At 65.1% G+C, this 22,603-nt stretch carries 17 protein-coding genes; 3 read left to right on the forward strand and 14 right to left on the reverse strand.

Annotation, left to right across the window (positions count from 1 at the left end; genetic code table 11):
* Nucleotides 1–3 precede the first annotated feature (3 nt).
* The 4 genes from AB4Y92_RS09395 to AB4Y92_RS09410 form a co-directional block, all read right to left on the reverse strand.
* On the reverse strand, nt 4–2,673 hold the full coding sequence (locus tag AB4Y92_RS09395; RefSeq protein ID WP_441819386.1) for a TonB-dependent receptor: 2,670 nt from the start codon (nt 2,671–2,673) through the stop codon (nt 4–6).
* Nucleotides 2,674–2,740: 67 nt separating this feature from the next.
* Nucleotides 2,741–3,958: an MFS transporter gene (locus AB4Y92_RS09400; RefSeq protein ID WP_441819387.1), complete on the reverse strand. Its 1,218-nt coding sequence runs from the start codon at nt 3,956–3,958 to the stop codon at nt 2,741–2,743.
* A 16-nt stretch (nt 3,959–3,974) separates the two neighbouring features.
* Nucleotides 3,975–4,949, reverse strand: a complete 975-nt coding sequence (locus tag AB4Y92_RS09405) for a carbohydrate kinase family protein (protein ID WP_441819388.1) — start codon at nt 4,947–4,949, stop codon at nt 3,975–3,977.
* Between the two features lie 62 nt (nt 4,950–5,011).
* Nucleotides 5,012–6,262, reverse strand: coding sequence for an ROK family transcriptional regulator (locus AB4Y92_RS09410; protein WP_441819389.1), 1,251 nt, complete (start codon nt 6,260–6,262; stop codon nt 5,012–5,014).
* Nucleotides 6,263–6,391: 129 nt separating this feature from the next.
* On the opposite strand from AB4Y92_RS09410, the gene AB4Y92_RS09415 reads away from it, so the two are divergent.
* A complete protein-coding gene (locus AB4Y92_RS09415) occupies nt 6,392–8,263 on the forward strand; it encodes a glycoside hydrolase family 9 protein (RefSeq protein WP_441819390.1) in 1,872 nt (623 codons plus the stop codon).
* Nucleotides 8,264–8,269: 6 nt separating this feature from the next.
* Here AB4Y92_RS09415 and AB4Y92_RS09420 read toward each other — a convergent pair whose 3' ends face one another.
* A complete protein-coding gene (locus AB4Y92_RS09420) occupies nt 8,270–9,151 on the reverse strand; it encodes a LysR family transcriptional regulator (protein ID WP_441819391.1) in 882 nt (293 codons plus the stop codon).
* Nucleotides 9,152–9,315: 164 nt separating this feature from the next.
* Here AB4Y92_RS09420 and AB4Y92_RS09425 point away from each other — a divergent pair, with 164 nt between their 5' ends.
* Nucleotides 9,316–9,690 carry a nuclear transport factor 2 family protein gene (locus tag AB4Y92_RS09425; RefSeq protein ID WP_441819392.1) on the forward strand — a complete coding sequence of 125 codons (375 nt, stop codon included), beginning with the start codon at nt 9,316–9,318 and terminating at the stop codon, nt 9,688–9,690.
* A 28-nt stretch (nt 9,691–9,718) separates the two neighbouring features.
* Here AB4Y92_RS09425 and AB4Y92_RS09430 read toward each other — a convergent pair whose 3' ends face one another.
* The 8 genes from AB4Y92_RS09430 to psrA form a co-directional block, all read right to left on the reverse strand.
* Nucleotides 9,719–11,146: a sensor histidine kinase gene (locus AB4Y92_RS09430; RefSeq protein WP_441819393.1), complete on the reverse strand. Its 1,428-nt coding sequence runs from the start codon at nt 11,144–11,146 to the stop codon at nt 9,719–9,721.
* On the reverse strand, nt 11,143–11,817 hold the full coding sequence (locus AB4Y92_RS09435) for a response regulator transcription factor (RefSeq protein ID WP_441819394.1): 675 nt from the start codon (nt 11,815–11,817) through the stop codon (nt 11,143–11,145). Before AB4Y92_RS09435 ends, AB4Y92_RS09430 begins: the two co-directional genes overlap by 4 nt.
* A gap of 49 nt (nt 11,818–11,866) precedes the next feature.
* Nucleotides 11,867–12,526 carry a class I SAM-dependent methyltransferase gene (locus AB4Y92_RS09440; RefSeq protein ID WP_441819395.1) on the reverse strand — a complete coding sequence of 220 codons (660 nt, stop codon included), beginning with the start codon at nt 12,524–12,526 and terminating at the stop codon, nt 11,867–11,869.
* Nucleotides 12,527–12,807: 281 nt separating this feature from the next.
* Nucleotides 12,808–14,130, reverse strand: a complete 1,323-nt coding sequence (locus tag AB4Y92_RS09445) for a glycoside hydrolase family 27 protein (RefSeq protein ID WP_441819396.1) — start codon at nt 14,128–14,130, stop codon at nt 12,808–12,810.
* A gap of 431 nt (nt 14,131–14,561) precedes the next feature.
* Nucleotides 14,562–15,914: a porin gene (locus tag AB4Y92_RS09450; RefSeq protein ID WP_441819397.1), complete on the reverse strand. Its 1,353-nt coding sequence runs from the start codon at nt 15,912–15,914 to the stop codon at nt 14,562–14,564.
* Nucleotides 15,915–15,971: 57 nt separating this feature from the next.
* Nucleotides 15,972–17,417: a phosphonoacetaldehyde dehydrogenase gene (gene phnY, locus AB4Y92_RS09455; protein WP_441819398.1), complete on the reverse strand. Its 1,446-nt coding sequence runs from the start codon at nt 17,415–17,417 to the stop codon at nt 15,972–15,974.
* Nucleotides 17,418–17,481: 64 nt separating this feature from the next.
* A complete protein-coding gene (locus AB4Y92_RS09460) occupies nt 17,482–18,780 on the reverse strand; it encodes an MFS transporter (protein WP_441819399.1) in 1,299 nt (432 codons plus the stop codon).
* Nucleotides 18,781–18,870: 90 nt separating this feature from the next.
* Entirely contained in the window at nt 18,871–19,965 is a 1,095-nt protein-coding gene (psrA, locus tag AB4Y92_RS09465) for an iron-containing alcohol dehydrogenase PsrA (protein WP_441819400.1), read from the reverse strand.
* Between the two features lie 421 nt (nt 19,966–20,386).
* On the opposite strand from psrA, the gene AB4Y92_RS09470 reads away from it, so the two are divergent.
* Complete coding sequence (locus AB4Y92_RS09470; protein ID WP_441819401.1) at nt 20,387–21,262, forward strand: LysR family transcriptional regulator; 876 nt, start codon at nt 20,387–20,389, stop codon at nt 21,260–21,262.
* Between the two features lie 111 nt (nt 21,263–21,373).
* Here the strand turns inward: AB4Y92_RS09470 and phnA are convergent, their stop codons facing one another.
* Entirely contained in the window at nt 21,374–22,594 is a 1,221-nt protein-coding gene (gene phnA, locus AB4Y92_RS09475) for a phosphonoacetate hydrolase (RefSeq protein WP_441819402.1), read from the reverse strand.
* Nucleotides 22,595–22,603: the final 9 nt, after the last annotated feature.

Genomic DNA, 22,603 nt, shown 5'->3' on the forward strand with positions numbered 1-22,603 from the left:
ACCTCAATAGTCCAGGCGAACCCGCAAGCCGACCGTGCGCGGATCGTTCCAGTAAGCGCGGACGAAGCCGCCGCCGTCGCTGGCCGAGTTCTTGCTCATCTTGTCGGTGGCGTTGAGCACATACAGCTCGGCGCGCCAGAACGACGGCGACTGCAGACTCAGGCTGGCATCGACCGTGGTGTAGGCCTCCTGCGCATCGGAGATATGCGCGTTGTCGAGATTGCGCAGGGTGAAGTACATCTTGTCCTGCCACTTCACGTTGACCCACGGCACCAGTTCATAGCCGTTGCCGAACTTGAAGGTGTGCGACACATTGACGCCGAGGGTGAATTTCGGGCTCATCGGCAGATGGTTGCCGGTGATGTCGTAGATCTGGCGGCCGGCCAACGTGGGGTCGGAGCCGGTGTAGGGCGCCGGACAGGCCGGCGCGCCGAACTCTTCGCGCACGCCGCAGTTCCATTCGTCGCTGAAGGTGGGGTAGTCCTTGATCTTGCTGTTGATGTACGAGAAGAAACCGCCGATGCGGGTGTTGGGCGTGGGCAGGTAGTCCACTTCCACTTCCACGCCCGGGATGTTCACCGTGCCGACGTTGACGGTCTGCCACTTGTTGACGATGTCGCAGGTCGGGTCCTGCGCCGGGCAGGGCTCGTCGACGTGAACCTTGGCGGCGTAGAAGTCGCCGGTCACCTGCATGTCCTTGTAGCGGCTGTAGAAGGCGGTGACCGACAGGCTCAGGCGCTTGTCCAGCAGCAGGCCCTTGTAGCCGATTTCGAAGTTGGTGACGGTTTCCGGCTTGTACGGGAAGAAGGTGTAATGCGGGCCGGGCGGGCCGTCGATGCAGACCTTGCCGTCGCAGGCATCGTCCTTGTCGCCGAAGCCGCCGGCCTTGTAGCCGGTGGACAACGAAGCGAACAGGATTTCTTCATCGGACAGGTCCTTGGTCAGGCCCAGGCGATAAGTGAACTTGCGCCAGGCTTCGGAGTGTTCGTTCTCCGCCGGCGGGCCCCACAGCTTGTAGGCGTCGATGCCGCCGAACGGGCCCATGCGTTCGGTCAGGTCGCGGCCGTTGTGCGCGCGGAAGCCCGGCTCGCCCGGCGTGCCCGGGTCGTACAGGCCGTTGTAGTAGGCCGTCGATTCGGTATCCCAACCGCCGTACACCTGGCCGCCGCGGTCGGTTTTTTCGTCGCGGCTGTAGCGCGCGCCCATCGTCGCGGTCCAGGTGGGCGCGAAGCGCCAGTCGGCCTGGGTGAAGATCGCCTTGGCGTCGACCTGGCGATTGGGCTGGTGGTACAGCTGGCTGATCGGGTAGCCGAACGGCGCGTTGACCAGCAGTTCCTGGGCATAGTTGATCTGGTTCTTCTCATGCATCCAGAACAGGCCGGACACCAGCTTCAGGCGCTCGCCCTGATGCTTGAACTGCAATTCGTGCACGAACGACTGGTACTTCGAGTCCAGGGTGATGGAGGTGTTGTCGCGCACCGGCCAGATGCCCCAGTCGCCTTCGTGCGGAACCGGCAAGGTGGCGGTGACCTGCGAGGGGATCTCGTGGTAGCCGCCGTCGTCGTCGGAGATCTGCGAGCGCTTCTGCGTGGCGAAGGCCACGCTGTATTCGAGGCTGTTGGTGTCGCTGAGGAACCAGTTGAGGTTCGAGCGCACCGTGTCGATCGACATGTCGGTCTTGCCGGGCACGTTGATCTTCACGTCCCACTTGCCGCCCTGGCAGGCGAAGCGGGTGCCGGCGGCCTGGTCGCAGTCCTTCAGTCCCACTTGCCCCGCACCGGAGTTCTGGAATTTCTCGTAGGCCAGCAGCCATTCCACGTTGTCGGTGAAAGCGAAGCGGGCGGCGAGGCGGAACGCCCATTCGTCGCGGTTGTAGTAGTACTTGTCGCGGCCGACCTTGACGTTGCGGCGCTGGTCCACGTCCGGGATGCCGTCGGCGATGAAGCCGCGCTCGGGAATATTGACGTCGGTGAAGTCCTGCTGCTGGTCGACCCAGCCGTCGCGCTCGACCTTGGTCGCGGAAAAGCGCAGGGCGAAGCGATCGTTGACGGCGATGTTCTGGATCAGATTGAGCTGGCGCAGGTTATAGCTGCCCACGTCGAGCTCGGCGCTGCCGAAGGTGGAATCGAAGCGCGGCTTGGCCGGAATGATATTGATGCTGCCGCCGGTGGAGTTGCGGCCGAACAAGGTGCCTTGCGGGCCGCGCAACACTTCGACCTGGTCTACGTCGAACATCAGCGCCAGCGCGCCCTGCGGCCGCGGCGAGTACAGGCCGGCCACATGCAGGCCCACGGCCGGGTCGCCGATCTCGGTGAAGTTGTTCGCGCCGATGCCGCGGATGCTGACCTGCACGCCGGAATCCGGGCCGGCGCCGATCTGCACGTTGGGCATCGTGCCCGACAGCCCGCGCACGTCGCGGATGCCTTCGCGGGTCAGCGCTTCCTGAGTGACGGCGGTGACGGCCACCGGCGTTTTGAGCAGGTCCGATTCGATGCGGGTGGCGGAGACGTGCACGGTTTCCAGGGTGGTTCTGGTTTCGCCAGCGTCGGCCTGCTTGTCCTTGTCGGTCGTGCTGGACTGGGCCATGACCGGGGCGGTCGCGCAACTGATCAATACCGCTGCCACCGCGGCGGCGATGCCGGTCGGTCGAACATCGCTGGGATGCTTTTTCATCATTGGCTCCTGGTTGTACGGCGACTCGGGCCGGCGGACCCGCGCAGTGGCTGGTGGTGTGGCCTTGTCAGGGCGAGGCGGGAGTGTTTTTCCCGGAGTACAGGGTTTGGTTGCGCACCAGCGGCCTGGCCCAGGCACTGACGCTGAGGATGTAGAGCAGGGGGATGAAGACCAGCGACAGGCCCACGCGCAGGCCCCAGTGATCGGCGACGAAGCCGATCAGCAGCGGCACGACGGCGCCGCCGAGAATGCCGCTGCACAAGATTCCCGAGAACGCGCCGTGGTGCTGGCTGACCGAGTTCAATCCCAGCGAGAAGATCACCGAGAACATCACCGACAGGAAAAAGCCGGCGGCGGGAAAGGCCAGCAGCGAGATGTCCGCGCTGCCGAAAAGAGCCAGACCCAGGCAGACGATGGCCAAGGTCGAGAAGATCGCCAGCACCAGCTTCGAGTCCAACAGTTTCAGCAGGCCCAGACCGGCCAGGCAGCCCAGCGACATCAATCCCCAGAAGCGGCTAACCGCGATCGCGCCCTGCTCGGTGGCCGACATGCCGTGGTAGCTGTGCAGGAACTGCGACATCCAGTTGGCGAGGGACTGCTCGGTGCCGACATAGGCGACGATGCCGAGGAAGTACAGGCGCACATCGACGCGCTGCAGCAGGCTGCGGTAAGCGTCGCGGCTGCCCGCTCGTTCGTCGTCTTTCAGTTCCACTCTCGGCAGCGGCAGCTTGTAGTTCAGCAGCGCCAGCAGCACGAAGGCGGCGCTGAAAAACCAGTAGAACGTCAGCCACGCCAGCGGCTGTCCCTCGATGCCCGGGCGCTGCATGTAAAGCCGGAACGCCAGCGGGCTGAGGAAAGAGGCCAGGCCGAACACCAACTGCGCCATCACCGAGAAGAAGGCGAAGTGCTCCTCGCCGGCGGCCGTGCGCATCAGCGGGTTGATCACCACCTGCAGCAGCGCCATGCCTAAGCCGATGACGAACAGGCCGGCCACGACCGAGACGTAACCCGGCATCACCGCGATGGCCAGTGCGCCGATAAAATTCAACGCGAAGGCGGTAAACAAAGTGAAACGGGTGCCGCGCACTTCGATCAGGATGCCGCCCGGAATCGAGATCAGGCCGTAGGCCAGGAAGAACGAGAACGGCATGAAGCCGGCCATCGTCAGGCTGAGCTTGAAGTCCTGGATGGCGATGGGCATCAGCGGCCCGATCAGATTGGTGATGAAGGAGATCGCGAACCAGATCAGCAGGATGTAGCTGACGATCATCGGCCGGTGCTTCATGGTCGCGTCTCCTCGGTCAGGACTGCGGCAGCAGGCAGTGGGAGAGTTCGCCGGCGGCGATGCTCTTGCGCGGGAAGCGGGGCAGGATCGCGCTGGCGGTGCGGCAACCGGCCGCCAGCGCCTCGATCAGGCTGGCCCGATTCAAGCGCGCCGCCAGATAGCCGGTGTTGAAGCTGTCGCCGGCGCCGACGGTGTCGAAGATTTCCAGCGCCTCCTGCGTCGCGTAGCGGATGCTGCGGCCATCGACATGACCCAGCGCGCCGGCGGCGCCCAGCTTCACGATCAGATGCGCGCCGGGCTTGAGCAGGCGGGCGACGCGTTGCACGGCGAGTTCCAGGTCGTGGCAGTCGTCCGGGTTGCTGGCGATGCTCATCGCCTCCAGCTCGTTGACCAGCAGATGGTCGCAATGCGCCAGCCAGCCTTCGACTTCCTCGTGCACCTGGGGCGTCCAGCCTTCCGGCGGCCAGCCGGTATCCAGCGCGACCTGATAGCCCTTGGCCGAGGCCTGCGCCAGCAACTGGCTGAAGTGTTCGCGCAGGCCGGGCAGCAGGAAAGGCGCGGTGAACAAAGCGACGCTGCCGGGCGATGCCTGCGGCAAGTGCTTGAGCACGAAGTCCGGCGTCAGATGCTGCAGATGGCCGTAGCTGGTGAAGAAGGTGCGCTCGCCACCGGTATGCAGCAGGCCCACCGACATGGTGGTGTCGCTTGCGCAGGTCTGCAGTTCGACGCGGATGCCCGACAGCTGCAGCAGCAGCCACTGCGCCAGGTCATCGTTACCGATCGCGCCGATCAGATGCGGGCTCAGGCCGAGATGCCGGGCCGCGAGGGCGGAGTTGGCGGCCGAACCGCCGGCGCGCAGCTCGCTGCGCGGCAGCAGTTGTTCGGTGCCGATCTTGGGCCAGCCGTCCAGCGTGCCCAGAACCAGGTCCACGCTGACGTCGCCGATGATGCTGAATTGGGGAGGGCTGAGTTGAGGCTGATCGAGCTTCATGGGGGGCGACTATAGCCACCCCAATTCCGCCCCGTCAATAAAAATATCCAGTGGAAGTTTAATTAAATCCGACGTCCTCCGACGGACGGGCGGTGACCGAGCAGCTCCGCGGTCTGGAGTTCCTCCAGGTCGTCTTTCTGCACGCCTTCCAGGCGCGGCGAGAGCAGTTCATGGATCGGCAGCACCGCCGCGCCCAGCAGCGAGCAGTCTTCCTCGCGCTGGGAAATCATCACCCGCGGCCATTCCGGGGCAGGGCGGCCGCGGACCGAGCGGTGCAAGGGCTGGGCGAGGTCGACCAGGCGCTGCACCAGCTTCTGCGGCGCCGAACCGCCGATCACGATGGTCTGCGGGTCGAGCATGTTCTCGATCATGCAGATGGCGTCGCGCAGTCGCTGCGCGGCCTGCTGGCACCATTGCTGCAGGGCTTGATCCTCGGCGTCGTCCAGGCGCTCGAGCAGGTCCGGGGTATGGATCTGCGCGTCGTCCAGCCCCAGCGCCTCGGCCAGCGAGTGCAGCGACAGGTAGCGCTCCAGGCAGCCCTGGTTGCCGCAGTAACAGGGCGTGCCGCCGGGGACGACCGGCACGTGGCCGATCTCGGTGGCATTGCCGTCGGCGCCGCGGTAGGTGTTGCGGCCGACGATCAACGATCCGCCCAGGCCCATGCTCAGATGCAGGTAGAAGAAGTTGTCCAGATGCCTGGCGACGCCGTACAAGGTCTCGCCGAGCGCGCCAGCCACGCTGTCGACGCTGTGGAACAGGGGCAGGCCGGTGGCTTCCTGCAACTGGTCGAGGATGGACAGGTCCTTCCAGCCCTCCAGCGCGGTGGGGCCGACAAAACTCAGTTCGGTGTCGCCGAGCGGGCCGGGCAGGGCCACGCCGATGCCCCATAGCCGGGCGTTGGCCTGGCGGCGCAGGGTGGCTACCAGTTCCAGCAACGCGGCCAGCAGTTGCGGGCGATCGCAGCCCTGCAACGGCACCTCGCAGCGCGCATCGATCCGGCCGACCAGATTGACCAGCGCGCCCGAAGCGCGGCCCGGTTCCAGGCTGATGCCGATGGACTGGCCGGCGTCGGGATTGATCTCGAAGGCGATGGGCGGCTGGCCGCGGGTCTTCAGATCCTTCTGCCGGCGCGAAACGATCAGGCCGATCGATTCCAGTTCATTGGTGATGTTGGCGACCGTCTGCGGGCTGAGCGAGACCTTTTCCTGGATGTCCTTGCGCGAAGCCGCGCCGTGCTGGCGGATGAAATCCAGCACGAGGCGGCGGTTGTAGGGGGCGCTGGATTGCTGGGTGGCGCCGCGGCCAATGTTCATAGGCGTGGAAACCGGTTGAGCGTAGCGGAGGGATGGCGCGTATTATTCATACATCCATGTGAAGTATTTATTGACGACGGCCAGCGACATGGCTAAGTTGCGGTGGCTAGTCTATCCGGAACCGTGCCGATGACCCGTTTGCCGCATTCCCGCAAGACCGGAATTCAAGTGATGGCCGCGCTGGCGATGGCGGTGTCCGGCCTGCTGCAGCCGGCCGGCGCCGCCTCGCCCGAAGCGTCGAAGACCACCGTGTCGGTGAGCCTGCCCAAAGAGCCGCTGCTGGTGCATATCAACGAGGTGGCGCTGGAGCGCAAGGGGCCGAAACTGGTCGTCGTCGAATACGCGGGCGAGGCCGGGGAGGGCACCTATACCGTGCTGCGCGACGGCAAGCCGATCAAGAAAGGCGAACTGCGGCCGCTGCCGCCGTTTACCGAGTGGAGCCCGGGCAAGCGTTATTTCAGCGTCGATTTTTCCGATGCCGAGGAAGCCGGCAAGTACGAAGTGGACGTGCGCATCGGCAATCAGCAGGCGCAGTCGGCCTCCGTGCCGGTACGCGACAACGCGGTGTTCGCCACCACCGGCGCGCAGCTGCTGGGCTACTTCAAGCGCAGCCGCCACACCGACGACGCCGATCGCGACCTGCCCATCTTTAAAAGCACGCGCAGAGTGAACGTATGGGGCGGCTGGCAGGATGCCGGCGGCGACAAGGGCAAATACCTGTCGCACCTGGGCTATGCCAACCATTTCAATCCGCAGCAGGCCTCGATAGCGGCCTGGGTGCTGGCCTATGGCGCGCATGCGCGCAAGGCTTTGTTCACCGCTCACGGCTTGCAGACTCAGGTCGAGGACGAGGCGTTCTGGGGCGCGGACTACCTGCACCGCATCCTGGATGCGAAGGGCTACTTCTACACCACCGTGTTCGATCAGTGGGGCACGCCGGGCGCCAAGCGCATGGTCACCGGTTATGAAGGCGCGGCCGGAACGTACACCACGCTGTACCGCTCGGCCTTTCGCGCCGGCGGCGGCATGGCCATCGCGGCGCTCGCGCGTGCTTCGATGCTGGCCAAGCAAAGCGGCCGCCATGGCGAATTCGACGGCGCGCAATATCTGGCCGATGCCGAGCGCGCCTACGCGCACCTGCGCAAGTTCAACCCGCAGTACGGCGCCGACGGCAAAGAAAACATCATCGACGATTACACCGCGTTGATGGCGCTGGTGGAACTGCACAACGCCACCGGCCAGTCGCGTTATCTCGACGATGCGCGCGAGCGCGCCGCCAGCCTGATCGCGCGGCAGCAAGCCGACGGCGGTTTCATCAGCGACGGCGGCAGCCGCCCGTACTACCACGCGGCCGAAGCGGGCTTGCCGGTGATCAGCCTGTCGGCCTATGTCGATATCGAACCGGATCAAGGCCGTCGTCAGCGCGCGCTGGATGCCATCGGCGTGGCGCTCAAGCACGAGTTGACCATCACCAACGCGGTCGCCAACCCCTACGGCTATGCCCGCCAGCGCTTCCAGCTGACGCAGGACGGCAAGGCCGCGGGCGAGGTGTTGGAAGGGTTTTTCATTCCGCATCGCAACGAAACCGGCTACTGGTGGCAGGGCGAAAGCGCGCGCCTGGCCTCGCTCAGCGCGGCCATGATCATCGGCGGCCGCAAACTGGCGGACCACGGCACGGCCGGTTATGGCCTGTCCGCCGAGCGCGCGGGTTATGCGCAGAGCCAGCTCGACTGGACGCTGGGCCGCAACCCTTACGGCATCTCCATGCTCTACGGTTTCGGCCGCAAGAACCCGCCGACCGTGCTGGAGAGCGCCGGCGAAATGTTCGTGGGCGGCATCTCCAACGGCATCACCGGCGCGGTGGGCAGCGACACCGGTGCCGGCATCAGCTTCGCGCCCGGCCCGGATTCGGAGCAGTGGCGCTGGGTGGAGCAGTGGATTCCGCACACCACCTGGATGCTGTTTGCGGTCATGGCGATGACGGCGGACGAAACGCGCTGAGTTGCCTTAGCTCACGCGCAGGGCGCGGATCAATGCGGAAAGCGCCGCCGATTGATGGCGACGGTCCGGATAGTAGATAAAGAATCCGGGAAAGGACGGCGACCAATCGTCCAGCACCCGGATGAGCTGGCCCTGGCCGATGTAGTCCGCCACCTGATCTTCATAGGCCAGCGCGATGCCCAGGCCGGCCAAGGCGGCCTGGATGGCGAGGCTGGTGTCGTCGACGACCAGCGGCCCGGCGACGCTGATAGTCACGGGCGCGCCGCCTTTCTCGAATTCCCATCGATACGATCCGCCCGGCAGGCGCAGCCCGATGCAGTAGTGCGCGCTCAGATCCCGCGGATTCAACGGGAGGCTGCGCGTCGCGAAATACTCGGGTGAAGCGACGGCAGCCAGCCGCAGCTCTTGGGTCACGCGCGCGGCGATCATGTCCTTCTGAATGAATTCTTCGAGTTGGATGCCGGCGTCGAACCCGCCTCCGACCAGATCCACCGGGCCGGTGCAGGTGGAGACATCCAGCACCACCTCGGGATAGGCCGCGGCGAACGCCGGAAGTTTGCGCAACAGCACCAGCGCTGCGGCGGATTTCGATACGGCAAGACGCAGCCGGCCGGCCGGACGATCGCGGGCGGTGCGGACCTCGTTGAGCGCGCGATCGATTTGCTCGAGCGCCGGCGAGAGACTCTTCAACAGATCGGCACCCGCGGAAGTCGGCGACACGCTCTTGGTCGTGCGGGCGAGCAGTTGCAGTTCCAACCGGCGCTCCAGCCCGCGGATCGTATGGCTCAGCGCGGACTGCGTCACCCCGAGCCGCTCCGCGGCCCTGGTAAAGCTTCGCTCGGCGGCGACGACGGCGAACGCCGCGAGGTCGTTCAGTTCGCTCTTCATGAAATTGGCTCATGAGTCCTATGCAGATATGTGCACTTTACTCATATATGGGCGCGATCCAATATTCCATGCGGCGACCGGGAGAGAACGCCCACGGCGGAAGAGGGGCAGTCGCCCCGCGTTCGCCGCAATCAATCTTCGATACCAGGCAACGGGATAAATCCATGCAAGACGCCGAACATGCTTTGCGAGCCTTGGCTCAAGTCTATTTCGATGCCGCGTACGACATGGACGCGCAGCAGTTCCAGACGATATTTCACCCCCGCAGCGCGGTAACCAGAATCGGAGATGACGGCGAAGTCAGCGTGATGCCGATCGAGACCTGGCTGGCCGGCGTGCGCAACGCGACCGCGCCGCGAAAACTCGGACTCGAGCGCAAGGACGAAGTCGTCGCGATCGATGTTTCGGAGGATCTCGCCCTGGTGAAGCTGAGGCTGCAGATGCCGCCGCGTTACTTCATCGATCTGCTGTCATGCTTGAAAGTGCAGGGCTGTTGGAAGATTGTTCAGAAGGTGATGTCGGTTGAGGTGCGCCCATAGAGTCGCCGGGGAGACTGCGGTCGCCATTTCAGACAGCGCTGGCCGACAGGTCTTTTGCGTTCGCCCAATCGCCCCTATGCCCCGAATGCCGCGGGTACGACAAGGGCAGCAACAGCCGGAAACAAGCGCCTTCTTGCGGGGCGTCGACGATGTCGATGGACCCTCGATGCAACAGCACGATGTCCCGCACCAGATTCAATCCCAGCCCGCTGCCGCGCTGATTGTCTTGAATGCGATAGAAGCGTTCGAACACTTTCTCGCGATGTTCCGGACGAATGCCCGGCCCCTGGTCCGAGATTTCGACGATGCCATGGCTGCTGTCGCGGCCGACGAAGATGGTGATCGTGCCGCGGTTGCCGCCGTACTCGATGGCGTTCTGGACCAGGTTCACCAGCACGCGCTCCAGCGCCAAAGCATCGCCGGCGACCGGAACCGCATCGGCATCGGTTTCGAATCCCAGCTCGTAACCGGCGGAAATCGCCAACGGCGCCAAATTAGCCGCTATCTGCTGCCCCAGATCGACCAGGTCGAGCGGCTGAAAATTCGGATTCGCCCGATCCAGGCGTTGCAAGTTCAACAAGTGCTCCGTCAGCACGGATAGCCGCGCGAGGTCCTGCAGCAGCCGCGCGCGCTCGGCCGTCGCGGGCATCGACTCCAGGCGGGCGTTGAGGATCGCGATCGGGGTGCGCAGTTCATGCGCGGCGTCCACCAGGAAGCGCCGGCGCCGCTCGTGGCCTTCGTCGTAACGGCCCAGCGCATCGTTGACCGCGGATACCAAAGGCAACACCTCATCGGGGACATCGGCCTCGGGCAAGCGCTCGCCACGGCGTTCGACATCGAGCCCGCGAGCGATTTCGACCACCGGCTCCAGGCTCCGCAACGACCAGCGCACCACCTTGGGCGTGGCGATCGAAGTGACCAGGGTCATCAGGATCAGCAGCGGCAGGATGACGGTGGCCAATACCGAGAGAATCAGCCAGGTCGCGCGGCCGGGCGCCATCACCCGTCCTTCTTCGGTCGTCAGTATCTGCACCCGGCCGAACGAGGTTTCGACCCGTTTGAGGCGGGCGCCGCTGGCCTTGTCCTCGTCCAGCAGATAACCCAGCCGCGCCTGGCTGACCTGGTCCAAGGCGCCGCCGATAGCCGCGAATTCGGTCGGTACCGGGCCGTGGCGGAGTTCGCGGCCATGTTGATCGCGGATGATGTACCACAGGCCCGGAATTTCGCTGCGCAGTTCGGCAAGGTCGGGGGTTTCGCGCAATGTCATCCGCCCGTTGCGGTCGAGCGTCAGCGCATGCTGGAGAATCTCGACCGCATTGTCGGCGTCCTTTGCGATGTTGGTGCTGAACAGCGCCAACACGATCAACAGGCCGAAGATGGCGAGCAGGGCGCCTTGCAGTAGCAGCAACCTCCACAGCAGGCGCCATTTCAGCGAGTGCGGGCGCACGCCGATCATGCCGCTTCCCGCAGCAGATAGCCGATGCCGCGGATGCCGTGGATCTCCACGCCGGCGCCGGCCTCGGCCAGTTTGCGACGCAGGCGCGACACGTGGGAGTCGAGCGTGTTGGACTGGATGTCGTCGTCGAATCCATACACGGCTTCCTCGATCACCTTGCGCATCACCGTGCGGCCTCGGCGGCGCAGCAGAGCTTCGAGCAGCAACAGTTCCCGGCGCGGAAGTTCCAGCGGCCGGCCTTCCACCTCCGCCAGCCGGGCGACCAGATCGAAAGCCAGAAGACCGATACGTATCGTGTCGGAGGCCATCCGCGCCGGCCGGCGCAAGACCGCGCGCAGCCGCGCGAGCAGTTCCTCGATCGCAAAGGGCTTGACCAGATAATCGTCGGCGCCGGCATCCAGGCCGACGACGCGATCGGACAGTTCTCCGCGCGCGGTCAGCACGATGACCGGCGTGAGCAGGCCCATGGCGCGCAGACGCGGTATCAAGGCCACCCCATCGCCGTCCGGTAGACTTCGGTCGAGCACGATCGCGTCGTGGACATCGCCCATCGCGGCGGCCTGACCTTCGCCCAGGGTAGGGACGTGGTCGGCGACCATGTCGTAATGCTTCAGCGCCTGGGTCAGGGCCGCTGCGAACTCGGGTTCGTCTTCGATCAGCAGAATGCGCATGAGCCCAGTTCCATTGAGTCCGCCGCATTCTGCCACTGCTTGGGCCTGTTCATGCCCCGATCCAGCGCGAGGCCACTCGCCGGGTTACGCGATACACGGTGGCGGGAGGCAGGTTGCCGTAGATGCGACCGAGCCGTTGCACCTTGAACCCATGGCGGTCGGTCCAGGATCGCGGCAGCGGGAACCGGGCGCCGTAAGTGAACTGATAGAACGCGCCGTCGGCCGGGAGATTGCGGAATGCGCCCAGCAACACAGCAAGCCGATGACGGCGCGACAGGTTGCGCAGTGGCAGGCCGCTGACCACGGCGGCGACACCGTTATCGCCCAATGACGGTTGGCGCGACAGGTGCCGGGCATCCGCGCACAGTACCTGCGCCGCCGGAAAACGCTGCTTCAACAGCGCGGCGAATTCAGGCGCCGCTTCGACCAGGATCAAATCCTCCTCGGACACCCCGCGTTCGAGCAGCGCCCGCGTGAATACGCCGGTGCCAGGCCCCAGCTCCAGGACCCGGCCGGCAGCAACATCTACCTGGCCGGTAATCAAGCGCGCCAGCGCCGCGCTCGACGGTGCGATCGCGCCGACACGCGCTGGCGAATGCAGCCAGGTGCGCAGGAACGACCCCAGATCGCGCAGCCTGCCGTAGGCGGAGGCAGAAGGCTCCAAGGCTGCGGGCTTCGATGCGGCGGGGTGCAACGATGCTGGATTCATTCGGATTCCCGATGGAAAGGTTCGAATCCGATCTTAAAGACAAAGGTTGCGCCAACATTGCGGCGGATGAGGGCTTCAGGCGGCTTGGCCCGGGGGCTTGAGGGAGGCGGGCGGACTGAAAAGCCAGATCCGATGCAAGCGATCGCCACACCGTTAGTTGCAACCTGTACCCGCTACAGCCTGATCCGCCGCGGCGTCGCTGTCCCTCGGCAGTATGCAAGGAGTATCGAATAGCTCCTTGCATATGCCATTGGGCCGGCGCTGGAGCTCGGTGCTTAAGCTCAGTGCTTATCGACGGCCTGCAGCCGAAGCATCACCACCCCGTGCGAAGGAACAGTGGCGGAATAATGGCCGGATTTTGGCCCCAGCGATTTATGCGCCCACAGGTCGCGCACTTCCACGGCCACCGAGGCGGGCAGGCCCAGCTCCGGCCAGCTCACCGCGATCTGCGCCGGCGCTTTGCCGCGATTGAACAAGATCACCGCCCGGCCGCCGTCGGCGAGCGGCTTGGACCACGCCTCTAAGTCGCCATCGTCGCGCACGCGCCGTCCCTGGACGCCGAGTGGATCCTGATCGACGGCTATGACCTCGCGATTGAGAAGGATCTCGCCGGTAGCCTTATCCATGCTGGCGATGTCGTTGCCGGCGAGCAGCGGCGCGGCCATCAGCGCCCACAGGCTGAACTGCGAACGGTATTCATCCGTCGTCATGCCGCCGTTGCCGACCTCCAGCATGTCGGGATCGTTCCAATGGCCTGGGCCGGCGTAGGGATGCAGCGGTTCGTGCAGGTCGATGATGTTGGACACGCCCAGCGCGAACATGCCGCCGCCTTCCCAGCGATCGTTGATGTCCTCGGTGGTCCGCCACAAGTTGCCGATCTTCTGGCCCCATTCCCAGGGCCGGCTCTTGTCGCTGAAGGTGGGGCGGTTGACGCCCCAGTTGCAGATCGAGAGCACGACATCGCGCCCGGTCGCGCGCAGCGCGTCGGCCATCAGCGAATAGGCTTCCTGGCTGTCGCGCGTGCCGGTGTAGCACCAGTCGTACTTGAGGTAGTCCGCGCCCCATTCGGCATACGTGCGGGCATCCTGGAACTCGTAGCCTTGGCTGCCCGGACGGCGGCCGCAGGTCATGCGGCCGGCGTCGGAATAGATGCCGAACTTCAGCCCCTTGGCGTGGATGTAATCGGACAGCGCCTTGATCCCGGACGGAAACTTCACTGGGTCGGCGGTGATGCGTCCGTCTTTGTCGCGCGGGCCTTGCCAGCAGTCGTCGATGATCACGTACTGGTAGCCGGCGTCTTTCATCCCGCTGCTTGCCATGGCGTCGGCGACGCTGCGCACGACCTTCTCGCTGATCTGGCAACCGAATTTGTTCCAGCTGTTCCAGCCCATCGGCGGCGTCATCGCCAGTCCGTTATGCGTGCGCTTCGGGTCTTTCGACGCGGGAAACAGGTTGGCGTTGGGGCCGAATTCGACGTTGTAGTCGTCCAGCGGAGTGAACTTCTTGGCCTGCACGGCCTGCGCCGCGGCGCCGGTGGAACTCAGCAGTGCGGTGGCGAGCAGCACTGCGCGAGCGAGGGTGGGGCGCAATCGATGGTCGTGCATGGGCGGGTTCCTGAGGCGGCTCGAAGGTGTGGAATCGATCGGCCGCTTCGATATGACGCAAGCCCGAAGCCTATGCAGCCAACGGGTGATTGAGGCCGCAGGAGAAAGTTCAATGCGGGTGCTCTATGCGGCGTCGTCCGTTGCGCGTCCGATTTTCGCGCCGATCGTAGCGCATGAGCGGCAGCTGTCATGGACGATGCAAGACCCAGGCATTCAAGAGTTTTGTTTGTGCGCAATTCGGCGCCGATGCTGTCGATTTAAGACTAGATCGCCGTCGAGCATGGTCCCGCGATGATCGAAATTTGCGATGCCCAACTAAATTTGCGCGAAAAAATTCGCAGGCGGCGCGCAGGCTCTGTTGCTCTGCCTGGCTGCGCAATTGCGGCCCTTTCGCGAACGAAGGAGCGCATGTCGAAATCAGCAGGGCCCACTCAGAACTGCAGCCGCGCCCCGATCATCGGGCTGAAAACGCTGGTGCGCCAAAAGCCGCTGGACAATCCATCGGAAACCCGCGAGTACATCGCTCCGCCGTACACGTCGAAGCGCTTGTTGAAACGGTAATCGAGCACCGCCGACCAGGCATCGAGCGTGCCCTGGCAGGTGCCGGCGGAACGGTCGGCGCAATGTGCGGTGCCGTAGCTGTTCTGATCGTAGTGATACCAGGCCCCGGTAAGGCTCAGGCGTTCGTCGATCTGCCAGTTCGCTCCCAGCCACGACACCTGCAGGTGCTTGGCGCGCGGGAAGGCCGCGTTGTTGACGAAGCTGATCAGGTAGCCGCCCAGCCCGTGGAATCCGGGTTGCAGCGGGTCGCTCGGATTGCGATAGCGGATGCGCTCATGGCCGCCGGAAATCTTCCAACGGTCGCCCAATTTGTAGCTGGCGGCGAGGGCGACTGCGCGGTTGTCCGATACCGTCGCGGCCAGCGAATCATGCGGCACGCCCGGCGCCGCGAACTGGCTGGCGCTCAGCGAAGCGGCGTTGATCGCGCGGTTCTTGAACGCGTACACCACATCGACCGACAGCGCGCCTTTCTGCACGCCCAGGTCGAGCTGGGCCGCCTTGCCCGGACTGCTGTCGCTGTTGCCGGGCTGGTAGATCAATCCGCCATGGAAGGCGCCGTGGGTCAGGGTGTACTTGATCGAACTGTCCAGCCGCACGTTCTGGGTATTGCCGCCGCCGGCGGTGGTGCCCGAGGCGCCCATCAGCGAAAACGCCAGCGACAAGCCGAGCGGATCGTACTTGCCGACGACATCGGTGAGCAGGGTGTTGTGCCGGCCCAGGCTCAGTGTGCCGTAGCGTTTCGAACTCAGGCCCAGGAACGCCGGACCGTTGAAGATCTGGCCCGCGCGCGAGCCGTCGGCGGCGGTGCGCTGATCTTCCCGCGCCACCCCGTTGTTGTTCACCAGCGAGGCCAGCGCATCGGAAATCTTGCCCGAGTGCGGGTTGAAGCCCATTTCGAAATTGAACACGCCCGACAGATCCTCGGCGAGCGGGATGTCGCCCTTGAGGCCGAGCTTCGACTGGCTCATGCCGTTGGGCGCGATCGCGGTGATCGAATCGCGGCTGTTCTTGGTGACCAGATAGGCCACGCCGGTATACATGTCCTGGCTCACCGGAACGCCGTGATTCTGGTAGGCCACGCCGATGTCGACTGCGCCGTACAAGGTGATGCCGTTCCAGGTCAGCGGCGCGGCTTTGTCGTCGGCGGCGTGCGCCACGTTCGCCAGGCTGGCCGCGCACACGGCGACGGCCAGGGCGGATCGATTCAGTCGATGGCTCGGCATCGGCTTTCCCCTAGGAATGGATAGTGTGATCCGGCGATTCGCCGTGGCGCGTTGCCCTCACCAGGGCAGCGAATAGGTCTTGGTATTGGTGAAGCTCTTCATCGCTTCCAGCACGCCTTCCTTGTAGCCAAGGCCCGAATCCTTGATGCCGCCGAACGGCGTCAGCTCCAGCCGATAACCGGGTACTTCGCGGATGTTGACGCTGCCGACTTTCAACTCGCGAATGAAGCGGGTGATGTAGTCGAGCCGGTTGGTGCACACCGAGGACGACAGCCCGTAGGCGGTGCCGTTGGCGATGCCGATGGCGTCTTCGATGTCGCTGAAGCGCACGACCGGCGAGACCGGGCCGAAGGTTTCGTGTTTGACCACCGACATCCGCGGATCGACGTGGTCCAGCACCGTGGGCGAATACAACGCGCCGCGGCGGATATTGCCGTATCGCAGCTGCGCGCCGGCGGCGATGGCCTCGTTGACCACCTGTTCGAATTGGATCGCCGCGGCTTCGTCGATGACCGTGCCCATGTCGGTCGCCGGGTCCATCGGATCGCCGTACTTCAAGGCCTCGGTCTTGGCCACCAGCCGCTCCACGAACTCGTCGGCCACCGATGCGTGCACCAGCATCCGCTTGATCGCGGTGCAGCGCTGTCCGGAATTCTTGTACGAACCGCTCGCGGCCAGGGTGGCGGCTTCTTCCAGATCGGCGTCTTCCATCACGATGATCGGATCGTTGCCGCCCAGTTCCAGCACTTGGCGCTTGTAGGCGGCCTTGCCGGCGATGTACTTGCCGATGGCCACGCCGCCGGTGAAGGTCACCAGATCGACGTCCTCGTGGGTGAGCATGGTGTCGGCGATCTCGCGCGGATCGCCGGTGATCACCGACAGCATCTGCGGCGGCAGGCCGGCTTCGTACAGGATGTCGGCCAGCACATAGGCCGACAGCGGCGTCTTCTCGCTGGGCTTGAGCACCATGCGGTTGTTGGTCGCCACCGAGGGCGCCACCTTGTGGATGACCTGGTTGAGCGGGTGGTTGAACGGGGTGATCGCGGTGATCGCGCCCAGCAGCGGTTCGCGCAGGGTGTAGACCTTGCGGCTCTTGCCGTGATGGGTGAGGTCGCAGGAGAACACCTGGCCGTCGTCCACCAGCGCCTGATTGGCGGCGAACAACAGCACGTCCGACGCGCGCCCGACTTCGTACAGCGAGTCCTTACGGCACAGCCCGGATTCCAGGGTGATGACGCGCGAGATTTCGTCCAGGCGCGAGGCGATGATTTCGCCGGCGCGCATGAGGATCTTGTAGCGATCGAAGCGGGTTAGCGTCGGCTGATAATCGCGCGCGATCCGATAAGCGTGGCGCACGTCCTCCAGCGTCGCTTTCGGCACCGTGGCGACGACTTCGCCGGTGTAGGGATAGGTAACTTCGATCACTTCGTCGCGATCGACCTTTTCGCCGGCGATGCGCAGCGACTCGCGGCGGATCGGGGTATAGCTGAGCAGGGTGTTCAATGCACTGTCCTTACGTGAAGAGGTTCGTCCGATCTCGCCGGCGAACCTGCGCCGGCGCTTGCGCTCAGCGGCGGATGAACACCGCGATCACCGCGCTGATCAGGCAACTGGTCGCTACGATCGGGAACACCAGGGCGGTGTTGCCGGATTGATCCAGCAGGTGGCCGATGATCGGCTCGCCCAGCCCGGCCAGCAGGTAGGAGAAGAAATTCAGCACGCCGGTGGCGGTGCCGGCGCGCTTGGCGCCGACCAAGTCGGGGCACAGCGCCCAGAACGAGGAGGCCGGGCCATAGACGAAGAAGCCGGCCAGAAACAACACGATCAGCGAGACCGCGCCGGCGGGCAGCAGGTACATGCCGCTGGCGGCCACCGCGCCCAACAGCATGTAAAGCACCACCGCCTTGCAACGGCTGGAGCCGAACAGACGGTCGGAAATCCAGCCGTTGGTCAGCGCGCCCAGCGCCATGCCCACCGGCAGCGCGACGGCGATCCACGTGCCCATCGTGGTGGTCTTGGCCGCGGGCCCCAGGTAGTGCACCGGCACCCAGACCAGCAGTCCGTAGCGGGCGGCGTTCTGGAAGCCGATGGAGAGGCCGGCGATCAGCAGGCGCGGATTGCGCAGCACGGCCTTGTAGCGATCCCAGGAGCTTTCCGCGACGTCGGTCGTCTTCGCGTTGGTGCCGGCGGTCGCGGCGTCTTCGGCATTGGCGATGCCGGTGTCGGGTGAGTCATAGCCCAGGTCCTCCGGGCGCTCGCGCACCACCAGGTAGAAGGTGATGCCGCCCAGCAGCATCAACAGCACCGGCATCCGGAAGATCCAGCGCCAATCGAGTTGCAGGGTATCGACGACGATCATCGAGGTGACGAAGGACAACACCGACGCGCAACCCGCGGCGAAGGTATAGAAGCCGTAGACCTTGCCGCGCTCGCTCAGGCCCCACCAGTTCGACAGCAGGCGGCTGCCGGGCGCCCAGCCGAGCGCCTGGAAATAACCATTCATGCCCCACGGAATCACCAGGCTCTTGAAACCCGTGGCGAAGCTCACCACCCAGTTCGCCACGCACGACAGGATCGCGCCGGCGGTCATCACCCGGCGTCCGCCGAACTTGTCCGCCAGATTGCCGTTGATCGCCTGGCCGACCGCGTACGACCACAGCAACGCCGTCGATGCCCAGCCCAATGTTTCCTTGCTCAAGCCGAACTCGCGCTGCAGGCCGGGAATGGCGAAGCCGAAGGTCTGCCGTCCGGTGTAGAAGAACAGGTAACAGAACATGGCGGCGAACAACATCCGCCATTGCGCGCGGCGAAAGGATCCATCGATGGGCGCGGTGTGAGCGCCCAACATGCGTTCGGCTGATTCCATCGTGATCTCCTGCTGAGCTGGCGGCCGTCTTGAGGGCTGGGCTGGCGAGCGCGGCGCGCGGCGCCGCGTTGAATGGGAAGCGCGGCGGCGTCAGGCCGAGGAAACCGCGCCGATGAAGTTCTTGCCGCGGGCGCCGTGCATGGCCCGCGCGATCATGGCGTCGGCTTCCTCCGCGCCAACGCCGTAATCGGCGAACTCGGTCTTGACCCCGAGGCAACGCAGGAAATCGCGCAGGCGCCGCGTTGCCGAATCGAGCGAAGGGCCGAACAGGCGTTGCAGAGTGCGATCGCGGTCGGCGCGCTTGGACCACGCCTTCTCCAGCACCAGCGGCAGCGTGAAGGAGCAGGCAATGCCGTGCGCAAGTCCGTGCCGCAAGGTCATTTCGTAAGAGATCGAATGCGCCAGCGCGGTCTTGGTGTTGGAGAAGGCGAGCCCGGCCTTGAGCGCGGCCAGCGCCATGCGCTCGCGCAGCTCGACATCGCCGAGATTGCGCATGAGTTTGGGCAGGCAGTCGAGAATGTCTTCGACCGCCGAGACCGCCAACGCGTCGGACACCGGATTGCCGTTGACGTTCCAGATCGATTCCAGTGCGTGCGAAAGCGCATCCAGGCCGGTCGATACGGTGACGCCGGCCGGCACCGAGAGCATCACCTCGGGATCGACGATCGCCGCCTCCGGCCAAGTCGCTTCCAGATGCAGCGAATACTTCTTCTGCCCGGCCGCGTCCCAGATCGTCGCCCACGGCGTGACTTCGCTGCCGGTGCCTGCGGTGGTGGGCACGGCGATCAGCGACTTGAGCTTGGCCGGGGCGAAATTCCGCCCTTCGGCGAGCAGATCGATGAGTTCGTCGAACTGACCGCTGCCGGTGCCGGTCATCAGCGCCTTGGAGGTATCGATCGCGCTGCCGCCGCCGACGGCGACGATCGCATCGCAGGCATCGGGATCGGCCCAGAAGCGGTTGTACAGATCCTTCAACTGGGCCACGTCGGGGTTCGGCTGCACGTCCTCGATCAGCGCCACCAGGCGATCGCCCAGCAGCGCCTGCAGGCGCGACACCAGGCCGAGCGCGCGCGCTTCGGGGAACGTCACCACTACCGCGCGCCGCTGAGCCAATACGGTGGGCAACTGTTCGAGACTGCCTCGCCCGCAATGGATATCTACGGGATTGCGGTAGGCGTGGATCATGTTGAGTCTCCGTTGGATGGCCGGCGTCCGCGGCGGGCGGCGCTGCTGTCTGGCGAGATCGCCGGCACGCATCGGTTGCGCATTCCCCTGTCGCACCGATGGCCACGTGTGGTTGCGTGCCGCGGACAAGGTTGGTGGAGGACCGATCGCTGCGTCCAATCGCATATTCGGTGTACGCATCGGGAAAAACCGATAGATGCACGGTTGCAATGTCATGCGCGATGGTCTTAGTCGATGCTGCATTGCGATAGCCGCTGCTCGTGCCCGATACGATGCTGCATCGCAAAAAATCCGGCGCGGCGGACAGGGTTTCGATGCGATGCGATACGCGCGCGGCTGCGGCGCGCATGCACGGTGTTCGGCAAGTGTGGGAGACTCGGGCATCCGTCGCTGACATGCAGCGCCACAAATCGAACGCGTTATGTTTCATCAGTACTACAAGTGGATTCGCTGTTTCCAGGCCGTCGCGAAAACCGGAGGGTTTACTGCGGCGGCGCAGTATCTGCATATCGGCCAGCCCACCGTGACCGACCAGGTGAAGGCGTTGGAGCAGCGTTTCGGCGTCGAGCTGTTCCTGCGCGGCAGCCGCAGCGTGCAACTCACCGATGCCGGCGAGCGCTTGTATGCGATTACCCGCGGCTTGTTCGGGCTGGAAGAAGAAGCGCTGACGTTCCTGCAGAACGCGCACAAGCTCAAGACCGGGCTTGTGCGCGTAGGCGCGGTCTCGCCTCCGATCTCGCTCGAGCTGGCGCGCAGGTTCAAGCGGGCGCATCCCTCGCTGGACATCGCCGTGACCGTCGGCACCGAGGCCCTGGTGCTGAAGCGGCTGCTGGATTTCGATATCGATGTCGGATTGCTGGCGGAAACCGGATCGATCGACGGCATCCATATCGCGCCGTACTGCCGCGAACGGATCGTCGCGGTGGTGCCCGATGGCCATCCCTGGATCGGCAAGCCGTCGGTTTCGATCCGCGACATCGAAGGGCAGAACATCATCCTGCGCGAGATCGGTTCCAAGACCCGCGACCGGGTCGAGCTGGCCTGCCGGCACAACGAGATCCCGCTGAACTGCGCGATGGAGATCAACAGCCGCGAGGCGATCCTGCACGCGGTCGCCAGCGGCATGGGCATCAGTTTCGTCGCCCAGATCGAGTGCATTCCGCTGCCGGGCCTGGCGATGGTCGTCATCGACGAGCCGTTGCTGTCGATCGACTATGCGTTGTGCTGTCTGGAGGTCCGCCGCGAACGCCCGTTGATCAAGGCCTTGTTCGACGCGGTATCGGACCAGAGCGGCTAGCGCGAAAGAGGGCGGGGCGCCCCGAGAGATGGTCCGCGCGGGATGAAGGCGGCGCGCGCCGCCTCGGACATGCGACTGCCGGGCCGCGAACCGCGACCCGGCGGCTATGACTTATGCGAGGTGGTTCAGCGCCAGCCGCAGGATGTCGAAATTGCGCAGGCGCCGCTGCGGCACGTCGCGCAGCTTGCGGTTGAACAGCAGCGGCACCGCCTGTTCGGACAAGCCGCCGTGCGAACGCAGCGGCACGTCCAGGCCGCTCAGGTCGTGGCGGTCGGGCGTGGTGCCGATCACCGTCAAGCGCTCGCTGACCACGACCAGATCGCCGATGCGGTCCAGCGGCAGTTCGAAGCGTTCGGCCGCGGCCTGCTTGTCCAGCACCAGTTCGATGCCCGGCAGCGCGGCTACCGCCTCGTGTACCGCGCGCCGGTCCATGGCCTCGGGCACATACACGGTGGCGTAGGAACCCAGGGCGCCGTGATGGACCACGTAGGGATCGGTGATCGGCAGCAGCACGCGCACCGCGCCGGCGCCGAAGCGCTGGTCGAGCACCTGCTGCAGGAACACGATGTTGGCCTTGCCCGCCGCATCGGTCTTGGCGTTCATGCCGTGGTCGGCGGTGACGCCGATCAGCGCGCCCAACTCGTCCAGGCGCTGCAGATAGCGGTCCATCATCGCGTAGAACTCGTTGGCGCCGGCGGTGCCGGGTGCGTGCTTGTGCTGGATGTAGTCGGTGGTGGACAGATACATCAGGTCCGGCCGCGTGGTTTCCATCAGCATCACGCCGGCGGCGAACACGAATTCGGACAGGTCGGCGCTGTAGACCGACGGCAATGGCTTGCCCACCTTGACCAGCACGTCGTCGATGCCGTTGTCCTGCACGGTGGCCTGATCGGCTTTCTCGGCCGAGAAACAGATGCCCTTGAGCTCATGGCCGAGCAGAGAGCGCAGCTTGTCCTTGGCGGTGACCACGGCCACCGACGCGCCGGCGCGTGCCGCCGCCGCCAGCACCGTCGGCGCGCGCAGGTAGCGCGCGTCGTTCATCAGCACTTCGGCGTTGGCATCGGCGTCGTAGAAGAAATTGCCGCAAATGCCGTGGACCGAGGGCGGAGCGCCGGTAACGATGGACAGGTTGTTGGGATTGGTGAACGAAGGCACCACGCAGTCGCCGGCCAGCACGCTGCCGCGCTGGGCCAGGCTGGCGAAGAACGGCGCGACGCCGGCCTGTACGGCCAGGTTGATGTATTCCTGCTCGCAGCCATCGACGCAGACGATGACCGTCGGCTGGGCGGGAAGGCGATAGGCGTGGCCGTTGACCTGAATCTCGGAGCTCATGGGGACCTT

It is taken from the genome of Lysobacter sp. TAB13 (genome assembly GCF_052113885.1).
In the GTDB taxonomy this organism is placed as follows: domain Bacteria; phylum Pseudomonadota; class Gammaproteobacteria; order Xanthomonadales; family Xanthomonadaceae; genus Lysobacter; species Lysobacter gummosus.